Genomic DNA, 17,955 nt, shown 5'->3' on the forward strand with positions numbered 1-17,955 from the left:
GAAATACAGCAAGATGTATTTATCCTCACCCGTTCGGGACGTAAATTGCTCCCGTGGAACTGCGCACCCTCGCCTACGACCATCCCGACGCCACCGCGCTGATCGCCGAGGTGCAGCAGGAGTACGTGGTCCGTTATGGCGATGAGGACATCACCCCGGTCGACCCGGCCGAGTTCGCCCCGCCGCGCGGCCTGTTCCTGGTCGGCTACCTCGACGGCGTGCCGATGGTCTGCGGCGGCTGGCGCGCGCACGACGCGGACGAGCCCGGCTTCGCCGACGGCGACGCCGAGCTGAAGCGGATGTTCGTGGTCCAGGCCGCCCGCGGCCGGGGCCTGGCCAGGGTGCTGCTGGCCGAGCTGGAACGCACCGCGCTGGCCGCCGGGCGGCGCCGGATGGTGCTGGAGACCGGCACCGAGCAGCCCGAGGCGATCGCGCTCTACACCTCCAGCGGCTACGCCCCGATCGCCAAGTTCGGGGTGTACGCGGGGTATGACAACAGTCGCTGTTTCGGCAAGCAGATCGCCGTTCCGGCGGCGGCCGAGTGAACGTTAGAGTTCCGTATGGCTGTCTACGCCCTTGGTGACCTGGAACCGGTAATCCACGAGACCGCCTACGTGCATCCCGATGCCGTGGTGATCGGCAACGTGACCCTTGGCGCGCACGTCTCGGTGTGGCCCACCGCCGTGCTCCGCGGTGACTACGGGCGGATCGAGGTGGGGGAACGTACGAGTGTGCAGGACGGCACGATCGTGCACTGCACGCACATCCACCCGACCCTGATCGGCGCCGGATGCGTGGTCGGGCACAACGTGCACATCGAGGGCGCGGTGATCGGCGACGGCTGCCTGATCGGCTCCGGCTCGGTGGTGCTCAACGGGGCGGTGGTCGAGGAAGGCGCAATCGTCGGCGCGGGCGCGGTGGTCTCGCACAACGGCCACGTCCCGGCCCGCAGGCTCGCTGTCGGGGTGCCCGCGAAGATCAAGGAGAACTTCGAGGTGCCGGAGAACGGGGTGCAGCCCGGGGTTGACCTGTATGTGGCCAACATCAAGGTCTACAAGGACGGTCTGCGCCGGCTGGACTGACAGCCGTACGGGTGACCGCACCTCCGGTCACCCCCAGAGTGTCGGCCCTCGGCGTAGGCTTGATCGTGGGTGGGCAGTGGCCTGCCCGGACCACAGGTTCGATGTTTCTGGGGGCAGGAACATGTTGTCGAAGTTCTACGCGCGCTGCGGCGCGCCCATGGGGAGTACCGAGTCCAGACCCGCGCTCGCGCTGCAGCGGTTCACCGCCCGAGGTGAACAGGTGCTGGCCGAGGTGGTGCTGGCCGATCCGAACACCGCCGCGCCACTGGCGTCCTTGCCGATCGGCGCGGTCAGCGAGGCATTGCCGGTGCACCGAGCGGTGCCGGTGACCATGCACGGAGTCCCGGAGGCCGGCGCGCGGATCAGCGTGCGGCTGGCCGACGGCGAGACGTTGCCGGTCTGCACCGCGGTGCGGCCCAAGCGGATCCAGCCCAGGCTGGTCGAGTTCAACCCCGGCTACCCGCCCCGGCCCCCGGCCGACGGCAGGCGCTGGGAGGCCGCCTACGCCGTGCCGGTGATCGGCAGCCACGGCCGCTCGCTGGTGCTGGGCGACCCGGTGACCGGCAGCCCGCTGGTCGCGGCCGTGCTCTGCGATGTGGCCGCCCGGCAACTGGTCGCGGCCGAGGCGGTGCTGGTCGGCTACGACCCGGCCGAGCACACCGACGTCATCAGCGCGGTCACCGAGGACGCCGCCGCACTGTTCCTGCGTGCCTGGCCACGGCCGTTGCCGTTGCGCCACCGGCAACTCCGGCTGCGGCGACGCACGGTGAGCGCCTGACCCACTGGTCCATGCCTGGCGGTCCGCCGCTAGGGTCACGTTCCGTGGTTGGACGTCCGCTGCACGAGATCATGGAAGCCGGTTGGGCCAAGGCGCTCGACCCGGTTGCCGACCGGATCGGCTCGATGGGGGAGTTCCTCCGGGAGGAGATCGCCGCTGACCGGCGATACCTACCCGCGGGGGAGAACGTGTTGCGCGCGTTCAAACAACCCTTCGACGAGGTGCGCGTGCTCATCGTCGGGCAGGACCCCTACCCGACCCCCGGCCACGCCATCGGCCTGTCCTTCTCGGTGGCCGCCGACGTGCGCCCACTGCCGAAGAGCCTGATCAACATCTACCGCGAGTACGGCGAGGACCTGGGCTTTCCCCCGCCCCCCAACGGCGATCTGTCTCCATGGACAGAGCGCGGCGTCCTGCTGCTCAACCGCTCCCTGACCGTGGCCCCCGGCCGCCCCGCCTCCCACCGGGGCAAGGGCTGGGAACAGGTGACCGAACAGGCCATCGTCGCCCTCGCCGGCCGAGGCACCCCCCTGGTGGCCATCCTCTGGGGCCGGGACGCCCGAGAACTGAAACCCCTCCTGGGCGGCGTGCCCTGCATCGAGTCGGCCCACCCGTCCCCGATGTCAGCCGACCGAGGCTTCTTCGGCTCCCGCCCCTTCACCCGCGCCAACGCCCTGCTCGAAGAACAGGGCGCCACCCCCGTGGACTGGAAGCTCTAACCAGAAACCCGCGAGTGTTGGCCGTTGTCGTACGGCAGGTTGGCCGTTGTCGTACGCCGTAGGTCGCTGCGACCGAGCGAAGCCCGAAAACCGGTGGCCGGGGTGGCTTTTCGAAAACCCATTCCGAGCGGTTCCCCATCCTTTGATTTCTGCCCGTCCGGCGAGGACGCTCTTGATCTTCGCTCGTGTACCTCAGCAACAGAGCCGAAGATCAAAAAAGGATGGCCTCGCCGGCCGGGCAGACCACCGGAGGGGTGGGGCAGATCAAACCCCGGGATGAGCGGGTTGCGGGGCTGGGCAGGCTGCCGACTCAAGACCCAGCGTGGCTCCGAGGGCTCGCGTGCTCTCCGCACGGCCTTCCGCCAGCCAACCACACCTCACCGAGCGGCCCCCGTCACGATTGGGAGGCTAGGGCGGCGGCAGGTTGCAGGGGCCACTCGGTGAGGTGTGGTCTGCATGCTCCAGGCCGTACGGAGAACACGCGAGAGCCCTCGTCATGGGGGTTTCACCCCTCCGCCCCTGGCCTTCGGCCGTACGACAACGGCCAACGACCCGTCCACAACGGCCAACGTGCCGTACAACAACGGCCAATCCGGCGCCCATAACGGCCAACACACCGTCCACAACGGCCAACACGCGCCCGGCTTGAGACAGCGAGAGGCCCGGACCACTGGTGTGATCCGGGCCTCTCGCCGAAGCTGCGGCCGAACTCAGCCGCGGGCGACCTTGCCCGCCTTGAGGCAGGAGGTGCACACGTTCAGGCGCTTGCGCTGCGACAGGCCGATCTTCGCGCGCACGGTCTGAATGTTCGGGTTCCACCGGCGGTTGGTCCTCCGGTGGGAGTGCGAGACCGACTTGCCGAAGCCCGGCCCCTTGCTACAGACGTCGCAAACGGCAGCCACGTCAGACACTCCTTACACGTTGTTCTACAGAGTCCGCGATGCCAGCTGGCAAAAACGGGCGCACGTACCCGGGTGCGGATGCGTGCATGAGCCCAGGCCGAGCCGGGCAACCCCGACAGCGTATCTGGTGCACGCACGCCCAACCAAACCGGCCCTACCGACTAGTCTCGCTGGCAACATCTAGAGGGAGGCGGCCGCAGGTGTTGCAGGTGCTCGACGCGGTCGCGGTGCGCGGATGGGCCGCGGCCTGTGTGCAGGCGCTGACCGCCGACCGCGAGGCGATCGACCGCATCAACGTCTTCCCAGTGCCCGACGGGGACACCGGCAGCAACCTGCTGCACACCATGCGGGCCGCGCTGGAGGCCCTGGACCAGGTCATCGCCGTGGACGGCGGGTCGGCGCTGGCCGCGCTGGCCAAGGGCGCGCTGGCCGGGGCGCGCGGCAACTCCGGGGTGATCCTGTCCCAGGTGTTGCGCGGGCTGGCCGAGGCGTTGCGCCTGGACGGCACGCTGACCGGGCCCGCGCTCAAGGACGGGCTGCACCTGGCCGACCGGCTGGCCACCGCCGCGGTCAGCGAACCGGCCCCTGGCACCGTGCTCACCGTCATGCACGCCGCCGCCGAGGCCGCCGCCGTGGCGGGCGAGAGCCTGGACCAGGTGGCCTTCGCCGCCAGCACCGCCGCCGCCGAGGCACTGGCCCGCACCCCCAGCCAGCTGCCCGCACTGGCCCGCGCCGGCGTGGTCGACGCGGGTGGCCGCGGTCTGCTGGTGCTGCTGGAAACCCTCACCGCCGTGGTCACCGGCCTGCCGCTGCCCTCATCGGCCCGGTTCGACGCGCTGGTCCGGCGTGGCAAGGCCGAACTGCAGGCCACTCGCGAGGCGGGTTCGGCCGAGTACGACTACGAGGTCATGTACCTGCTGGACAGCACCGACGACACCCGCTGCGGCGCCCTGCGCGCCCGGCTGGCCGAACTGGGCGACTGCGTCTCGGTGGTCTCCGACGGCGCCGGCCTGTGGACCGTGCACGTGCACTGCCAGGATGTGGGCGCGGCCATCGAGGCTGGCGTTGCGGCTGGCCGGCCACACCGGATCACCGTGATCCGCTTCGCCGACCAGCTGCCCACCGAACCCACCGGCCTGCTGCGTGACCGCGCCGTGGTGGTGCTCGCCGACGGGGACGGGCTGGCCGAGCTGTTCCGCGGTGAGGGCGCGGTGGTCTGCCAGTGGACCGGGCAGCGGCCGGCCGCGGCCGAACTGCTGGCCACCCTCACCGGCGCGGGCGCCAAGCACATCGTGGTGCTGCCCAACGACCCCGAGCTGACCATGATCGCCGAGGACGCCGCCGAGCACGCCATGCGCTCCGGCTACGACGTGGTCGTGGTGCCCACCGCCTCCCCGGTGCAGGGCCTGGCCGCGCTGGCCGTGCACGACCCGCAGCGGCGGCACGGCGACGACGTGGTGGCCATGGCCGAGGCCGCCGCGGCCACCCGGCGCGGCGAACTGGCCGTGGCCCAAGCCGAGGCGATCACCTGGGCAGGCCGCTGCCGGCCCGGCGACCTGCTCGGCATGATCGACCGCGAGGTGGTGCTGATCAGCGCCGATCCGGCCCCGGCCGTGTGCGAGCTGCTGGACCGGATGCTCTCCGCCGGCGGCGAACTGGTGACTCTGCTGCTCGGCGCGGCCGCGCCGCCGGAGCTGGTCGGCGAGGTCGAGGAACACCTGCGCCGCGCCCATCCCGAGGTCGATCTGGCCGCGTACTCGGGTGGTCCGCGCGGCGCGATGGTGTTGCTGGGCGTCGAATAGTCAGTGCCACGCGGTTGAATGGACGGCGATGACCACCTTCGACGACCGGCTGGACCACGTGCTCGGGGCCAAGACCGCCGAGGCCCTGGACAAAGGCCTGAACCTGCGCACCGTCGGCGACCTGCTCCGGCACTATCCGCGCCGCTACGCCGAGCGCGGCGAGCTGACCAGCATCGCCGGACTGGAGATCGGCGAGCATGCCACCGTGCTGGCCGAGGTCCGCGCCACCACGGTGCGCCGGATGAAGACCAAGTACGGCTCGATCGTGGAGTCCACGATCACCGACGGCCAGCGGGCGATGACCATCGCCTTCTTCAACCAGCCGCACCGGGCCAAGGACCTGGTGGTCGGCAAGCGCGGGCTGTTCGCGGGCAAGGTCACCTCGTTCAACGGCGCGCTCCAGCTCGCCCACCCCGACTACAAGCTGCTCGGCGCGGACGAGGACGACTCGGTCGCCGACGAGTTCGCCCGCGGCCTGATCCCGGTCTACCCGGCCAGCAAGGGCATCGAGACCTGGGTGGTGGAGAAGTGCGTGCGCCAGGTCCTGGACCAGTGGGACGGCGCGGAGGACCCGCTGCCGGAGGTGGTGCGCGCCCGGCACGGCCTGGCCGACCTGTCCGCCTCGCTGCGCAAGGTGCACCGGCCAGCCGACTGGGCCGAGGTGACCAGCGCGCGCAACCGGCTCAAGTGGGATGAGGCGCTGGCCGTGCAGCTGGTGCTGGCCCAGCGCCGGATCGTCTCCGGCGCCCGGCCCGCACCGCGCTGCGCGCCCAAGCCGGAGGGCGTGCTCGCCGACTTCGACCAACAGCTGCCGTTCCAGCTCACCGCGGGGCAGCAGGAGGTCGGCGCGGCGGTCGCCACCGACCTCTCCGGCGAGCACCCGATGAACCGGCTGCTGCAGGGCGAGGTCGGCTCCGGCAAGACCATCGTCGCGCTGCGGGCGATGCTGCAGGTGGTGGACGCGGGCAGGCAGGCGGCCATGCTCGCCCCGACCGAGGTGCTGGCCGCCCAGCACGCCCGCTCACTGGCCGAGATGCTCGGCGACCTGGCCCGCGCGGGCGAACTCGGCGCGCCGGGCCACGCCACCCGGCTCACCCTGCTCACCGGCTCGATGAGCACCAAGGAACGCAAGCAGGCGATGCTGGACATCGCCTCCGGCACGGCCGGGATCGTGGTCGGCACGCACGCGCTGATCCAGGACAAGGTCATCTTCGCCGACCTCGGCCTGGTCGTGGTGGACGAACAGCACCGCTTCGGCGTGGAACAGCGCGACGCGCTGCGCACCAGGGCGAGTGAGGGCACCAGCCCGCATGTGCTGGTCATGACCGCCACCCCGATTCCGCGCACGGTGGCCATGACCGTCTACGGCGACCTGGAGGTCTCCGCGCTGCGCGAACTGCCCCGCGGCCGCTCCCCGATCAGCACCAACGTGGTGCCGACCGCGGAGAAACCGGCCTGGCTGGACCGGGTCTGGCAGCGCATCACCGAGGAAGTCCGCGCAGGTCACCAGGCATATGTGGTCTGCCCGCGGATCGGTGAGGCCGAGGCAGAAGACGATATCGACGGCGCCGACGACCCGAGCCTGGAGCCGCCCAAGGAGGACAAGGGTGGCAAGAGCGACCGCCGCCCGCCGCTGGCCGTGCTGGACGTGGCCCCCGCGCTGGCCGCCGGACCCCTCGCCGGGCTCAACGTGGGCATCCTGCACGGCCGCCTCGCGCCGGAGGACAAGGACGCCGTGATGCGCGGCTTCGCCGACGGCAAGGTCCAGGTCCTGGTGGCCACCACCGTGGTCGAGGTCGGCGTGAACGTGCCCAACGCCACCGTGATGGCGATCATGGACGCGGACCGCTTCGGCGTCAGCCAGCTGCACCAGCTGCGCGGCCGGGTCGGCCGGGGCAGCGCGGCCGGGCTGTGCCTGCTGGTCTCCGAGGCGCCCGGCGGCACCGCCACCAGGGAACGCCTGGACGCGGTCGCCGCCACCACCGACGGCTTCGAGCTGGCCCAGATGGACCTGGAACTCCGCCGCGAGGGCGACATCCTGGGCACCACCCAGTCCGGCGCCAAATCCACCCTCAAGATGCTGTCCCTGCTCCGCGACGAGGACGTCATCGCCACCGCCCGCACCGAGGCGGTGGCGCTGCTCACCGAGGACCCGGAGCTGCGCGCCTACCCCGGCCTGGCCTCGCTGCTGCAGTCCCTGGTCGACGCGGAGAAGGCCGAGTACCTGGAAAAGGCCTGACCCACTGCCCGGAGCTAACCCACCGGCCAGATCCGGATCACCCAGTTCTCCACCCCGTGCGCGTAGGACCCCGGCCCGAGCGCCTGGATCTCGGTCCGCCCGCGCGCGGCCGCGTCGATCCGGTACCGCCCTGGCACCGGCAACGACAGCCGCGCGGCCTCGCTGACCGTGACCACCGGTCCGAGCACCAGCTGCGCGCTGCCCGCCAGCACGTCCACCGCGCCCTTGGCGTCCCAGCCCTCGGCGGTGGAGCGCAGCGGCTCGCCGTCCCACAGCTCCACCCGCACCGCCGCGTAGTGCGTGCTCGCGGCGCTGCGGAAGACTGCGTGCCCCAGATCGGCGTGCACCAGTTCGCGGTCCACCGGGTCCGGTGGCAGGCTGGGCGCCGGGCCACGGTCGTCGTGCAGCGTGAAGTGGTCGTTCTCCACCAGAACCGACTGGGCGATGCTGGACACGACTCTTGCCATCACGACCTCTGCTCGTCCGGCCCCCCTGCGTACGGGGGGTCACTGTGCGCGACGGACCTGGGCGGGTCAACGTCGCACCCGTCCACCGGAGGTTTTGCGCGGCCGAACGACCCAGTTGGGGGCCGGTTGCGCACATCGGGGGAGACGCCCGTCACCTGGGATGGTTCTCCCGACTGGCGGGAGTACCGCGATACGGTGCTTCGGCTGGCCTGTCCGCCACCAGGAGGAGCTGGTTATGTTCCGGAAGGTCCTTGTCGCCAACCGCGGCGAGATCGCTATCCGCGCGTTCCGTGCGGCATACGAACTCGGCGCAGGCACTGTGGCCGTGTTCCCGCATGAGGACCGCAACTCCCTGCACCGGTTGAAGGCCGACGAGGCCTACGAGATCGGTGATCCGGGGCACCCGGTGCGGGCCTACCTGTCCGTGGAAGAGGTGATCAAGGCCGCGCGCAAGGCGGGCGCGGACGCGATCTACCCCGGCTACGGCTTCCTCTCGGAGAACCCCGACCTGTCGCACGCCTGCCGGGAAGCCGGCATCACCTTCGTGGGCCCGACCCCCGAGGTGCTCCAGCTGACCGGCAACAAGGCCCGCGCGATCGCCGCGGCCAAGGCGGCCGGACTGCCGGTGCTCGGCTCCTCCGCGCCCTCGGCCGACGTCGAGGAGTTGCTGGCCGCGGCCGATGGCGTCGGGTTCCCGGTCTTCGTCAAGGCTGTCGCCGGTGGCGGTGGACGCGGGATGCGCCGGGTCGAGCGGCCCGAGGCGCTGCGCGAGGCCCTGGAGGCGGCGATGCGGGAGGCCGAGTCGGCCTTCGGCGACGCCACCGTGTTCCTGGAGCAGGCCGTGGTCGAGCCGCGGCACATCGAGGTGCAGATCCTCGCCGACGGCGCGGGCAACGTGATCCACCTCTACGAACGCGACTGTTCGGTGCAGCGACGGCACCAGAAGGTCATCGAGATCGCGCCCGCGCCCAACCTGGACCCCGAGCTGCGGGCCCGGATCTGCGCGGACGCGGTCGCCTTCGCCCGCCAGATCGGCTACGTCAACGCGGGCACCGTGGAGTTCCTGCTGGACCGGCAGGGCAAGCACGTCTTCATCGAGATGAACCCGCGGATCCAGGTCGAGCACACGGTGACCGAGGAGGTCACCGACGTCGACCTGGTGCAGGCCCAGATCCGCATCGCCTCCGGGGAGACCCTGGCCGACCTCGGCCTGACCCAGGAGTCGATCGTCCTGCACGGAGCGGCGCTGCAGTGCCGCATCACCACCGAGGACCCGGCCAACGGCTTCCGCCCGGACACCGGCCGGATCACCGCCTACCGTTCGCCCGGCGGCTCCGGGGTGCGCCTGGACGGCGGCACCACCTTCGCCGGCACCGCGATCTCGGCGCACTTCGACTCGATGCTGGTCAAGCTGACCTGCCGGGGCCGCAACTTCGCCATCGCGGTGGCCAAGTCCCGGCGCGCGGTGGCCGAGTTCCGCATCCGTGGCGTGTCCACCAACATCCCGTTCCTGCAGGCGGTGCTCGACGACGTCGACTTCCAGGAGGGCCGGGTCACCACCTCCTTCATCGAGCAGCGCCCGCATCTGCTGACCGCCCGGCACTCCGCCGACCGCGGCACCCGGCTGCTCACCTATCTCGCCGACGTCACCGTCAACAAGCCCAACGGCGTCCGGCCGAGCACGGTGGACCCGGCGCAGAAGCTGCCCTTCGCCGACCTCAACGCCACCCCGGCCGCGGGCACCCGGCAGAAGTTGATCGAACTGGGACCACGCGGCTTCGCCGGCTGGCTGCGCGGCAACGCCGCGGTCGGCGTCACCGACACCACCTTCCGGGACGCGCACCAGTCCCTGCTGGCCACCCGGGTCCGGTCCAAGGACCTGCTGGCGGTGGCCCCGCACGTGGCCCGGCTGACCCCGGAGCTGTTCTCGCTGGAGTGCTGGGGCGGCGCGACCTACGACGTGGCACTGCGCTTCCTGGCCGAGGACCCGTGGGAGCGGCTGGCCGCCCTGCGTGAGGCGGTGCCCAACATCTGCCTGCAGATGCTGCTGCGCGGCCGCAACACGGTCGGCTACACGCCTTACCCGGAGGCGGTGACGCAGGCTTTCGTGGAGGAGGCCACCGCCACCGGCATCGACATCTTCCGCATCTTCGACGCGCTCAACGACGTCGAGCAGATGATCCCGGCGATCCGCGCGGTGCAGGACACCGGAACCGCGATCGCCGAGGTCGCGCTCTGCTACACCGCGGACCTGTCCGACCCGAACGAGAAGCTGTACACGCTGGACTACTACCTGCGGCTGGCCGAGCAGATGGTCACCGCGGGCGCGCACATCCTCTGCGTCAAGGACATGGCCGGCCTGCTCCGCCCGCCCGCCGCGGCCACCCTGGTCTCGGCGCTGCGCAAGGAGTTCGACCTGCCGGTGCACCTGCACACCCACGACACCCCTGGTGGCCAGCTGGCCACGTACACCGCCGCGATCGCGGCCGGGGTGGACGCGGTGGACGGCGCGGCCGCCTCCATGGCGGGCACGACCTCCCAGCCCGCGCTGTCCGCGATCGTCGCGGCCACCGACCACACCGAGCGCGAGACCGGTCTGGACCTGCGCGCGGTGTGCGACCTGGAGCCGTACTGGGAGGCGGTGCGGCGGATCTACACCCCGTTCGAGTCCGGCCTGCCCTCGCCGACCGGCCGGGTGTACAGCCACGAGATCCCCGGCGGCCAGCTCTCCAACCTGCGCCAGCAGGCCATCGCACTGGGCCTTGGCGAGAAGTTCGAGCAGATCGAGGCCACCTACGCCGCCGCCGACCGGATGCTGGGCCGCCTGGTCAAGGTGACCCCGTCCTCCAAGGTCGTCGGCGACCTGGCCCTGCACCTGGTCGGCGCCGGGGTCGCGCCGGAGGAGTTCGAGGAGGAGCCGGGCCGCTTCGACATCCCGGACTCGGTGATCGGCTTCCTCTCCGGCGAACTGGGCGACCCGCCCGGCGGCTGGCCGGAACCCTTCCGTACCAAGGCCCTGGCCGGTCGCAAGGAACCCAGGCGAGTAGCCGAGCTGACCGACGACGACCGCCGCGGCCTGGAAACCGACCGCAGGCAAACCCTCAACCGACTGCTCTTCCCGGCCCCCGCCAAGGAGTTCACCACCCACCGCGAGGCCTACGGCAACACCAGTGTGCTGCGCAGCAAGGACTTCTTCTACGGCCTGCGCCCAGGCGAGGAATACTCGGTCGACCTGGAACCCGGCGTCCGCCTGCTCATCGGCCTGGAAGCCATCGGCGAGGCCGACGACCGCGGCATGCGCACGGTGATGGCCACCCTCAACGGCCAGCTCCGCCCGATCGCGGTCCGCGACCGCTCGGTCGCCGCGGACGTGCCCCAGGCGGAGAAGGCCGACCGCGGCAACGCCGACCACGTGCCGGCGCCCTTCGCCGGGGTGGTCACGCTGACCGTGGGCGAGGGCGATGAGGTGGAGTCGGGCCAGACCGTGGCCACCATCGAGGCGATGAAGATGGAGGCCGCCATCACCTCCCCGAAGGCGGGCACGGTCAAGCGCCTGGCCATCGGCAAGGTCCAGCAGGTCGAGGGCGGCGACCTACTGATCGAACTCGGCTGACCCGAACCCCCTGCCCGACAACTCTCCCCTGGCCAGGCTCCGCCCGACGGAGCCCAGCCAGGGGAGAGCTTTATGCCCACCCCAGACCGAGTGTTGGCCGTTGTCGTACGCCGGATTGGTCGATGCGGCCTGCTCGCTCCGGGAACGCCACCGTCGTTCTGGCCAACGCCAGGTACGACAACGGCCAACACGCTGGAGTGGTGGCCTGTCAGCGGGAGACCGTCTCCTGCTGGGCGCGGCGGGTGCGCATCTCGGTCAGCCGTTGTGCCGCCCGCCGCGCGTCCGCGGCCGCGCCGGTGCGCAGCGGGTCGGTGATGATCTCCCGATCCGACTCCGGGATGGGTTCCAGCGTCAGTCGGAGGCCGAGTACGGCCGCCACCTCGGCGACCGTGCCCAGCGTGGGGTTGACGTTGCGGGCCGACAGCAGCCTGCGCACCGACGCGGGCTGAGCGCCGATCGCCCGCGCGAGGTCCGCCTTGGACAGGTGTTCCCGTCGGAGGGCCTCGTCGACCGCGTTGACGATCGCGTCGACGGTGGCGATCCGCACGGACTCGGTGACGTACTCGCGCAGGAACTCCGGATCCTTCAGGTCCTCGGCCAGCTCCGCCCAGAACTGCCCACTCATCCGAACCACCTCCATCTCTGCCCGAGCGTGCCATATATGTTACGCGTGCAGCCTGATTGGCCTGGCCAGCGATGATGGGCAGGTGACGCGGATTGTGGCTGGGGTGGCGGGTGGGCGGCGGCTGACCGTGCCGCCCAAGGGGACGCGGCCGACTTCGGAGCGGGTGCGGGAGGCGTTGTTCAGTGCGCTGGAGGCGGCGCTGGATCTGGACGGGGCGCGGGTGCTCGACCTCTACGCGGGGTCCGGGGCGCTCGGGCTGGAGGCGCTTTCCCGCGGGGCGGGGCACGCGTTGTTCGTGGAGTCCGACCGGCGGGCCGCGGACGTGCTCCGGGCCAACATCGCCACCGTCGGCCTGCGGGGCGCCGAGGTCAGGGCGGCCGCCGTCGGCGCCGCGCTCGCGCTGCCCGCGGCCGCGCCCTACGACGTGGTCTTCGCCGACCCGCCCTACGCCGTGGACGGGGCCGCGCTGACCGCGGCGCTGGCGGCGCTGGTGGCTAACGGATGGGTCACGAACGGGGCGCTGGTGCTGGTCGAGCGGGCCGCTCGGGACGGCGCGGTGGACTGGCCGGAGCCGCTGGCAGAGCTGCGCACACGCAAGTACGGGGACACCGCCGTGCACTGGGCTGAGTGGGCCTGACGCAGGGTGGCGTTCGAAGAATCATCCGCCATCTAGCAGGGATAACGCCGGCGAACCGGTGCTTGCTCGTGACGGCGCGCAACAAGGGGGCCCGACCGTCGCTACAATGGAACGCGTGCCAAGGGTCGAGGCCCGGGATTGAACCCCCGAGTTCCGCCGGCCTCAGGCTCTCCCCCGAATCCTGACGGCTGTGGCTTCATTGCCCCCGCCGACTGTGATGACCGTTGCGAAAGGGCGTACGTGGCAGCCGCAGAAACCGCAACTCAACGCTCCAGCGTCGCCAAGGCGAGCAAGTCCGCTTCAGCCCAGGCTGCTGACGCCGAGGAGACTACCACGCCGGGCACGGCGCGGAAGAGCGCTGCGAAGCCGGCCGCGGCCAAGAAGCCAGCGGCCAAGACCACCAAGGCGGCTGGGGCCAAGGCCCCGGCGAAGAAGACCGCGGCCAAGGCCGGTCCGGCTGCCAAGGGCGCCAAGGGCGCGGCCAAGGGCGCCGACGGCGAGGAGCAGCCGGGCGAGATCGAGGAGATGCCCGGCGACGAGGAGCTGGTGGACGAGGCCGATCTCGTCGTCGTCGACGAGCCGGTCGAGGAAGAGCCCGCCGAGGAGGAGCCGCAGAAGTCCGGCGACTTCGTCTGGGACGAGGAGGAGTCCGAGGCGCTGCGGCAGGCCCGCAAGGACGCCGAACTCACCGCCTCGGCCGACTCGGTTCGCGCCTATCTCAAGCAGATCGGCAAGGTCGCCCTCCTCAACGCGGAGGAGGAGGTCGAACTCGCCAAGCGGATTGAGGCCGGCCTCTACGCGGTGGAGCGGCTGCGCAAGGCCGAGGAGGAAGAGGAGAAGCTCGCCGCCCAGATGCGGCGCGACCTCCGCTGGATCGTCCGGGACGGCGAGAAGGCCAAGAACCACCTGCTCGGTGCGAACCTCCGCCTGGTCGTCTCGCTGGCCAAGCGCTACACCGGCCGTGGCATGGCCTTCCTGGACCTGATCCAGGAGGGCAACCTGGGTCTGATCCGCGCGGTGGAGAAGTTCGACTACACCAAGGGCTTCAAGTTCTCCACCTACGCCACGTGGTGGATCCGGCAGGCGATCACCAGGGCCATGGCCGACCAGGCCCGCACCATCCGCATCCCGGTGCACATGGTGGAAGTGATCAACAAGCTCGGCCGCATACAGCGTGAGCTGCTCCAGGACCTGGGTCGCGAGCCCACCCCCGAAGAGCTCGCGAAGGAAATGGACATCACGCCCGAGAAGGTCCTGGAGATCCAGCAGTACGCGCGAGAGCCGATCTCGCTGGACCAGACCATCGGCGACGAGGGCGATTCGCAGCTCGGTGACTTCATCGAGGACTCCGAGGCCGTGGTGGCCGTGGACGCGGTCTCCTTCACGCTGCTGCAGGACCAGCTCCAGTCGGTGCTGGCCACGCTGTCCGAGCGCGAGGCGGGCGTGGTCCGGCTGCGGTTCGGGCTCACCGACGGCCAGCCGCGCACGCTGGACGAGATCGGCCAGGTCTACGGCGTGACCAGGGAACGGATCCGCCAGATCGAGTCCAAGACGATGTCCAAGCTGAGGCACCCGTCGCGCTCCCAGGTGCTGCGCGACTACCTCGACTAGAGCACACCACATCGCCTGCACAGGGCCCACCGCCGATCGCCGGGGTGGGCCCTGTGGCATTTCCCACCAACGCCGCGAGACCGGTGGCACACGGCGAGTGGGCTGCTACGGTCCGGCCTTATGAGGCGTGCCGTGTGCCCCGGCTCCTATGACCCGGCCACCAACGGACATCTGGACATCATCGAGCGGGCCGCCGGCCAGTTCGACGAGGTCACCGTCGCGGTCATGATCAATAAGAGCAAGCGCGGGCTGTTCACCGTCGAAGAGCGCATGGACATGCTCACCGAGGCGACCGCGCACCTGACCAACGTGCGGATCGACATCTTCCACGGCCTGCTCGTGGACTACTGCCGCACCCACGACATCCGGGCGATCGTCAAGGGCCTGCGCGCGGTCAGCGACTTCGACTACGAGCTGCAGATGGCCCAGATGAACCATCAGCTCTCCGGGGTGGACACGCTGTTCGTCTCCACCAACCCGCTCTACAGCTTCCTGTCCAGCTCGCTGGTGAAGGAGGTCGCCACCTACGGCGGCGACGTCTCCCACCTGCTGCCGCCACTGGTCAACGAGGCGCTCACCAAGCGCCTGGCCGAGCGGCGGGCCGAGAAGGACGAGAGCTGAGCATCAGTTCTCGCACAGGTTGGCCCGCGTGGCGCCGGAGGCGACACGCCGGACAACAGCCAGCAGTGCGGTTGTGATTTCGCGTCGCCTTGTCGCGGTGCCGACACACCGAAGCTCGCTTCGTGGTGTGGCGGTGCCGCGACGAGGCGACTTCAGGAGCGAAATCACCGCGCGCGCCAGCGCGCCATGTCATAGAGCCAGCTTCATCCCGACGTGGCTCGCGACGAACCCGAGCCGCTCGTAGAACCGGTGCGCGTGCTCGCGACTGGCGTCGGTGGTCAACTGGACCAGACCGCAGCCGCGCCGCCGGGCCTCGGCGATGGCGAACTCCACCATCCGCTGGCCGAGGCCGCCGCCGCGCTGGTGCGTGGACACCCGGACCGCCTCGATCAGCGCCCTGGACATGCCCAGCCGGGACAGCCCTGGGATGAAGGTGAGCTGCAGCGTGCCCGCCACCTCGCCGCCGGCCTCGGCGACCAGCAGCAACTGGTTCGGGTCGGCGTCGATCGCCTGGAACGCGGTCAGGTAGGCCGGATCGCCCGGCCGCTCCCGGCCCGCGCCCAGCTTGTCATCGGCCAGCATGGCCACGATGGCGGGCACATCCGTCGCCACCGCCCGCCGGAACTCCGGCTGTACCCCAGAAGTCATGGCCCCAAGCCTGCCATCGAAGGTTCAACTCGATGTCTGTTGACGATCATTCGCAATCGTTAGCTTCGAGGCTCATGAGCCAGATCACATCTCGTGCAGTGAAAACCCTGCTCGCCGCCCTGATCACGCTGGCCTCCCTGCTCGTGCCCGTCGCGGGTTCCGCCGTCGCCGACACGCTGTCGGTGAGCGCGGCCTGCGGGGACACCTCCGGGTTCCGGCGATCCAACCTGTCCAGCCTGCCCGCGCAGGCCAGGGACACGGTGAACCTGATCAAGAAGGGTGGGCCCTACCCCTATCCCCAGGACAACACCGTCTTCGGCAACCGGGAGCGGCTGCTGCCGCTGTGCTCGGCTGGCTACTACCGCGAGTACACCGTGAAGACCCCCGGCGTCAGCCACCGCGGCGCCCGCCGGATCGTCAAGGGCAACGCGAACGAGTTCTTCTACACCGCCGATCACTACCGCTCGTTCGTGCTGGTCAACATCAACGCCTAGGCAACCTCCCGGACAAACCTCGGTGGACACGCCCCCGGCTGCGTCACCCGCAAGGCCGGACACGGCACACTGAAGGGGTAACCGTGGCCCAGGGGCGAGGAGTGCGACGTGTACCGGGTGTTCGAGGCGCTCGACGAGCTGGTCACCATCGTCGAGGAGGCACGGGGTGTCCCGATGACCTCCGGTTGCGTGGTGCCGCGTGGCGACGTCCTTGAGCTGTTGGACGACGTGCGCGACGCGATTCCGGCGGAACTGGACGACGCGCAGGACGTGCTGGACCACCGGGACGAGGTGCTGACCAAGGCCCGCACCGAGTCCGAGCAGTCCGTCGGCTCCGCGCGGGCCGAGGCGGAACAGACCGTGTCGCAGGCCCGGGCCGAGGCCGAGCACATGCTCGCCGAGGCTCGGGCCCGCGCGGAGCGGATGGTCTCGGAGGCCCAGGCCGAGGCCGAGCGCACCGTGACCGCGGGCCGCCGCGAGTACGAGGACCTGGTGGGCCGCTCGCAGGACGAGGCCGACCGGATGATCCAGGCGGGGCGCACCAGCTACGAGCGGGCCGTGGAAGAGGGCCGCGCCGAGCAGGCCCGCCAGATCGAGCAGACCGAGGTGGTGCGGGCCGCGCACGCCGAGGCATCCCGCCTGGTCGACGCCGCCAACGGCGAGTCCGACCGGCTGCGCAGCGAGTGCGATGCCTACGTGGACAGCAAGCTGGCCGACTTCGAGGAGCTGCTCGGGCGCACCCTGCGCACCGTGACCAAGGGCCGCCAGCAGCTGCGCGGGCCCATCGGCGGGCCCTCCCCGGTGCCCTTCGACTACCAGGACGGCTACCGTGAGGAGGAGGTCGGCGGCCGCACGCGTCGCTGATTTCCCTCTGCGCGGGCTTGTCCCGTACGCTGTTCAGGCTGCACGAGTCACGTGTGGCGAGACTCGTATGAAGACTGTGAGCATGTCCAAGCACCACTCAGCCGAACTTCGGCGCACCCCGTCCGGACCCTGGGTCATCGATACCAGGGACCTTGGCCGTCGCGCCGGCCTGAGCCGCAGGTACCACCGCACGGTGACCACCGAGGGCGATTTCGGCCTGGACCTGATCCGGTTGGCCCCTGGCGAGGAAGTCGAGATCGACATCCTGGCCGAGGCGGTCGTGGAGGGTGTGCTGATCACCGGGAGCGTGGCCGGTCCGACCACGGCCGAATGCTCCCGCTGCCTTGACCCATTCACCGGCGAGGTGGAGATCAGGGTCACCGAGCTGTTCGCCTACCCGGACAGCGCCACGGACGAGAGCACGGACGAAGACGAGGTCAGCCGGGTCGTCGACGACCTGATCGACCTCGAACCGGCGGTGCGCGACAGCCTGTTGACCGCGCTGCCGTCCTCGCCGCTGTGCGAGCCGGACTGCAAGGGATTGTGTCCGGAGTGCGGCGGCAAGTGGGCCGATCTCGGCCCGAACCACACGCATGAGACGATGGATCCTCGCTGGGCCGCGCTACAGAAGCGGTTCGGCGGGACCGAGGAGGAGAACTAGTCGTGGCCGCTCCGAAGCGCCGTATGTCGCGGTCCAACACGCGTTCGCGGCGGGCCCAGTGGAAGGCCACCGCGCCGACGCTGGTCGCCTGCGAGAACCGTGCGTGCCGTAAGCCCAAGCTTCCGCACACCGCTTGCCCCACCTGTGGCCAGTACGACGGCCGCCAGGTCGCCCGGCCGGCCTGACCGGGCG

General features: G+C 70.7%; 18 protein-coding genes. 14 read left to right on the top strand and 4 right to left on the bottom strand.

The genetic code is table 11. The annotated features are described in order from the left end of the window. The first annotated feature begins 53 nt into the window (after nucleotides 1–53). From MZC64_RS31410 to MZC64_RS31425, 4 genes are all read left to right on the top strand, one after another. On the top strand, nucleotides 54–545 hold the full coding sequence (locus tag MZC64_RS31410) for a GNAT family N-acetyltransferase (RefSeq protein WP_247760622.1): 492 nt from the start codon (nucleotides 54–56) through the stop codon (nucleotides 543–545). Nucleotides 546–560: 15 nt separating this feature from the next. Next, entirely contained in the window at nucleotides 561–1,082 is a 522-nt protein-coding gene (locus MZC64_RS31415) for a gamma carbonic anhydrase family protein (protein WP_247760621.1), read from the top strand. A gap of 121 nt (nucleotides 1,083–1,203) precedes the next feature. Then, nucleotides 1,204–1,860, top strand: coding sequence for a hypothetical protein (locus MZC64_RS31420; protein WP_247760620.1), 657 nt, complete (start codon nucleotides 1,204–1,206; stop codon nucleotides 1,858–1,860). A gap of 44 nt (nucleotides 1,861–1,904) precedes the next feature. Next, nucleotides 1,905–2,579 (top strand): uracil-DNA glycosylase, encoded by a 675-nt coding sequence (locus MZC64_RS31425; protein WP_247760619.1) that lies wholly within the window; start codon nucleotides 1,905–1,907, stop codon nucleotides 2,577–2,579. Nucleotides 2,580–3,289: 710 nt separating this feature from the next. Here MZC64_RS31425 and rpmB read toward each other — a convergent pair. Further along, complete coding sequence (gene rpmB / locus MZC64_RS31430; RefSeq protein ID WP_185009173.1) at nucleotides 3,290–3,481, bottom strand: 50S ribosomal protein L28; 192 nt, start codon at nucleotides 3,479–3,481, stop codon at nucleotides 3,290–3,292. A 200-nt stretch (nucleotides 3,482–3,681) separates the two neighbouring features. On the opposite strand from rpmB, the gene MZC64_RS31435 reads away from it, so the two are divergent. Further along, nucleotides 3,682–5,283 carry a DAK2 domain-containing protein gene (locus MZC64_RS31435; protein WP_308301089.1) on the top strand — a complete coding sequence of 534 codons (1,602 nt, stop codon included), beginning with the start codon at nucleotides 3,682–3,684 and terminating at the stop codon, nucleotides 5,281–5,283. A 28-nt stretch (nucleotides 5,284–5,311) separates the two neighbouring features. After that, the gene (gene recG / locus MZC64_RS31440) at nucleotides 5,312–7,522 is read left to right on the top strand and encodes an ATP-dependent DNA helicase RecG (protein ID WP_247760618.1); all 2,211 of its coding nucleotides are present in this window, start codon (nucleotides 5,312–5,314) and stop codon (nucleotides 7,520–7,522) included. Between the two features lie 14 nt (nucleotides 7,523–7,536). Here recG and MZC64_RS31445 read toward each other — a convergent pair whose 3' ends face one another. Beyond that, complete coding sequence (locus MZC64_RS31445; protein ID WP_247760617.1) at nucleotides 7,537–7,989, bottom strand: hypothetical protein; 453 nt, start codon at nucleotides 7,987–7,989, stop codon at nucleotides 7,537–7,539. A 235-nt stretch (nucleotides 7,990–8,224) separates the two neighbouring features. Between MZC64_RS31445 and MZC64_RS31450 the strand changes: the two genes are divergently transcribed. Next, a complete protein-coding gene (locus MZC64_RS31450) occupies nucleotides 8,225–11,602 on the top strand; it encodes a pyruvate carboxylase (RefSeq protein WP_247760616.1) in 3,378 nt (1,125 codons plus the stop codon). Between the two features lie 208 nt (nucleotides 11,603–11,810). Here MZC64_RS31450 and MZC64_RS31455 read toward each other — a convergent pair whose 3' ends face one another. Continuing rightward, entirely contained in the window at nucleotides 11,811–12,227 is a 417-nt protein-coding gene (locus MZC64_RS31455; RefSeq protein WP_247760615.1) for a helix-turn-helix transcriptional regulator, read from the bottom strand. Nucleotides 12,228–12,309: 82 nt separating this feature from the next. Between MZC64_RS31455 and rsmD the strand changes: the two genes are divergently transcribed. From rsmD to coaD, 3 genes are all read left to right on the top strand, one after another. Continuing rightward, the gene (gene rsmD, locus MZC64_RS31460; RefSeq protein ID WP_247760614.1) at nucleotides 12,310–12,864 is read left to right on the top strand and encodes a 16S rRNA (guanine(966)-N(2))-methyltransferase RsmD; all 555 of its coding nucleotides are present in this window, start codon (nucleotides 12,310–12,312) and stop codon (nucleotides 12,862–12,864) included. A gap of 240 nt (nucleotides 12,865–13,104) precedes the next feature. Next, on the top strand, nucleotides 13,105–14,475 hold the full coding sequence (locus MZC64_RS31465; RefSeq protein ID WP_247760613.1) for an RNA polymerase sigma factor: 1,371 nt from the start codon (nucleotides 13,105–13,107) through the stop codon (nucleotides 14,473–14,475). Nucleotides 14,476–14,595: 120 nt separating this feature from the next. After that, complete coding sequence (coaD, locus tag MZC64_RS31470; protein ID WP_247760612.1) at nucleotides 14,596–15,096, top strand: pantetheine-phosphate adenylyltransferase; 501 nt, start codon at nucleotides 14,596–14,598, stop codon at nucleotides 15,094–15,096. Nucleotides 15,097–15,285: 189 nt separating this feature from the next. On the opposite strand, the gene MZC64_RS31475 is transcribed toward coaD, so the two are convergent. Then, nucleotides 15,286–15,744, bottom strand: a complete 459-nt coding sequence (locus MZC64_RS31475) for a GNAT family N-acetyltransferase (protein ID WP_247760611.1) — start codon at nucleotides 15,742–15,744, stop codon at nucleotides 15,286–15,288. A gap of 74 nt (nucleotides 15,745–15,818) precedes the next feature. Between MZC64_RS31475 and MZC64_RS31480 the strand changes: the two genes are divergently transcribed. The 4 genes from MZC64_RS31480 (at nucleotide 15,819) to rpmF (ending at nucleotide 17,948) form a co-directional block, all read left to right on the top strand. After that, nucleotides 15,819–16,238, top strand: coding sequence for a ribonuclease domain-containing protein (locus tag MZC64_RS31480; protein ID WP_247760610.1), 420 nt, complete (start codon nucleotides 15,819–15,821; stop codon nucleotides 16,236–16,238). A 108-nt stretch (nucleotides 16,239–16,346) separates the two neighbouring features. Beyond that, nucleotides 16,347–17,102: a DivIVA domain-containing protein gene (locus MZC64_RS31485; RefSeq protein ID WP_247760609.1), complete on the top strand. Its 756-nt coding sequence runs from the start codon at nucleotides 16,347–16,349 to the stop codon at nucleotides 17,100–17,102. Nucleotides 17,103–17,184: 82 nt separating this feature from the next. Continuing rightward, nucleotides 17,185–17,763: a DUF177 domain-containing protein gene (locus MZC64_RS31490; protein ID WP_247760608.1), complete on the top strand. Its 579-nt coding sequence runs from the start codon at nucleotides 17,185–17,187 to the stop codon at nucleotides 17,761–17,763. A 2-nt stretch (nucleotides 17,764–17,765) separates the two neighbouring features. After that, a complete protein-coding gene (gene rpmF, locus MZC64_RS31495) occupies nucleotides 17,766–17,948 on the top strand; it encodes a 50S ribosomal protein L32 (protein WP_185009150.1) in 183 nt (60 codons plus the stop codon). Nucleotides 17,949–17,955 lie beyond the last annotated feature (7 nt).

This window comes from Crossiella sp. S99.2, from assembly GCF_023094165.1.
Taxonomy (GTDB): domain Bacteria; phylum Actinomycetota; class Actinomycetes; order Mycobacteriales; family Pseudonocardiaceae; genus Crossiella.

Coding starts and splice junctions, on each gene's coding strand:
- MZC64_RS31415 (WP_247760621.1), top strand. CDS start 561: ATGGCTGTCTACGCCCTTGGTGACCTGGAACCGGTAATCCACGAGACC.
- MZC64_RS31420 (WP_247760620.1), top strand. CDS start 1,204: ATGTTGTCGAAGTTCTACGCGCGCTGCGGCGCGCCCATGGGGAGTACC.
- recG (WP_247760618.1), top strand. CDS start 5,312: ATGACCACCTTCGACGACCGGCTGGACCACGTGCTCGGGGCCAAGACC.
- MZC64_RS31445 (WP_247760617.1), bottom strand. CDS start 7,989: ATGGCAAGAGTCGTGTCCAGCATCGCCCAGTCGGTTCTGGTGGAGAAC.
- MZC64_RS31450 (WP_247760616.1), top strand. CDS start 8,225: ATGTTCCGGAAGGTCCTTGTCGCCAACCGCGGCGAGATCGCTATCCGC.
- MZC64_RS31455 (WP_247760615.1), bottom strand. CDS start 12,227: ATGAGTGGGCAGTTCTGGGCGGAGCTGGCCGAGGACCTGAAGGATCCG.
- coaD (WP_247760612.1), top strand. CDS start 14,596: ATGAGGCGTGCCGTGTGCCCCGGCTCCTATGACCCGGCCACCAACGGA.
- MZC64_RS31475 (WP_247760611.1), bottom strand. CDS start 15,744: ATGACTTCTGGGGTACAGCCGGAGTTCCGGCGGGCGGTGGCGACGGAT.
- MZC64_RS31480 (WP_247760610.1), top strand. CDS start 15,819: ATGAGCCAGATCACATCTCGTGCAGTGAAAACCCTGCTCGCCGCCCTG.
- MZC64_RS31490 (WP_247760608.1), top strand. CDS start 17,185: ATGTCCAAGCACCACTCAGCCGAACTTCGGCGCACCCCGTCCGGACCC.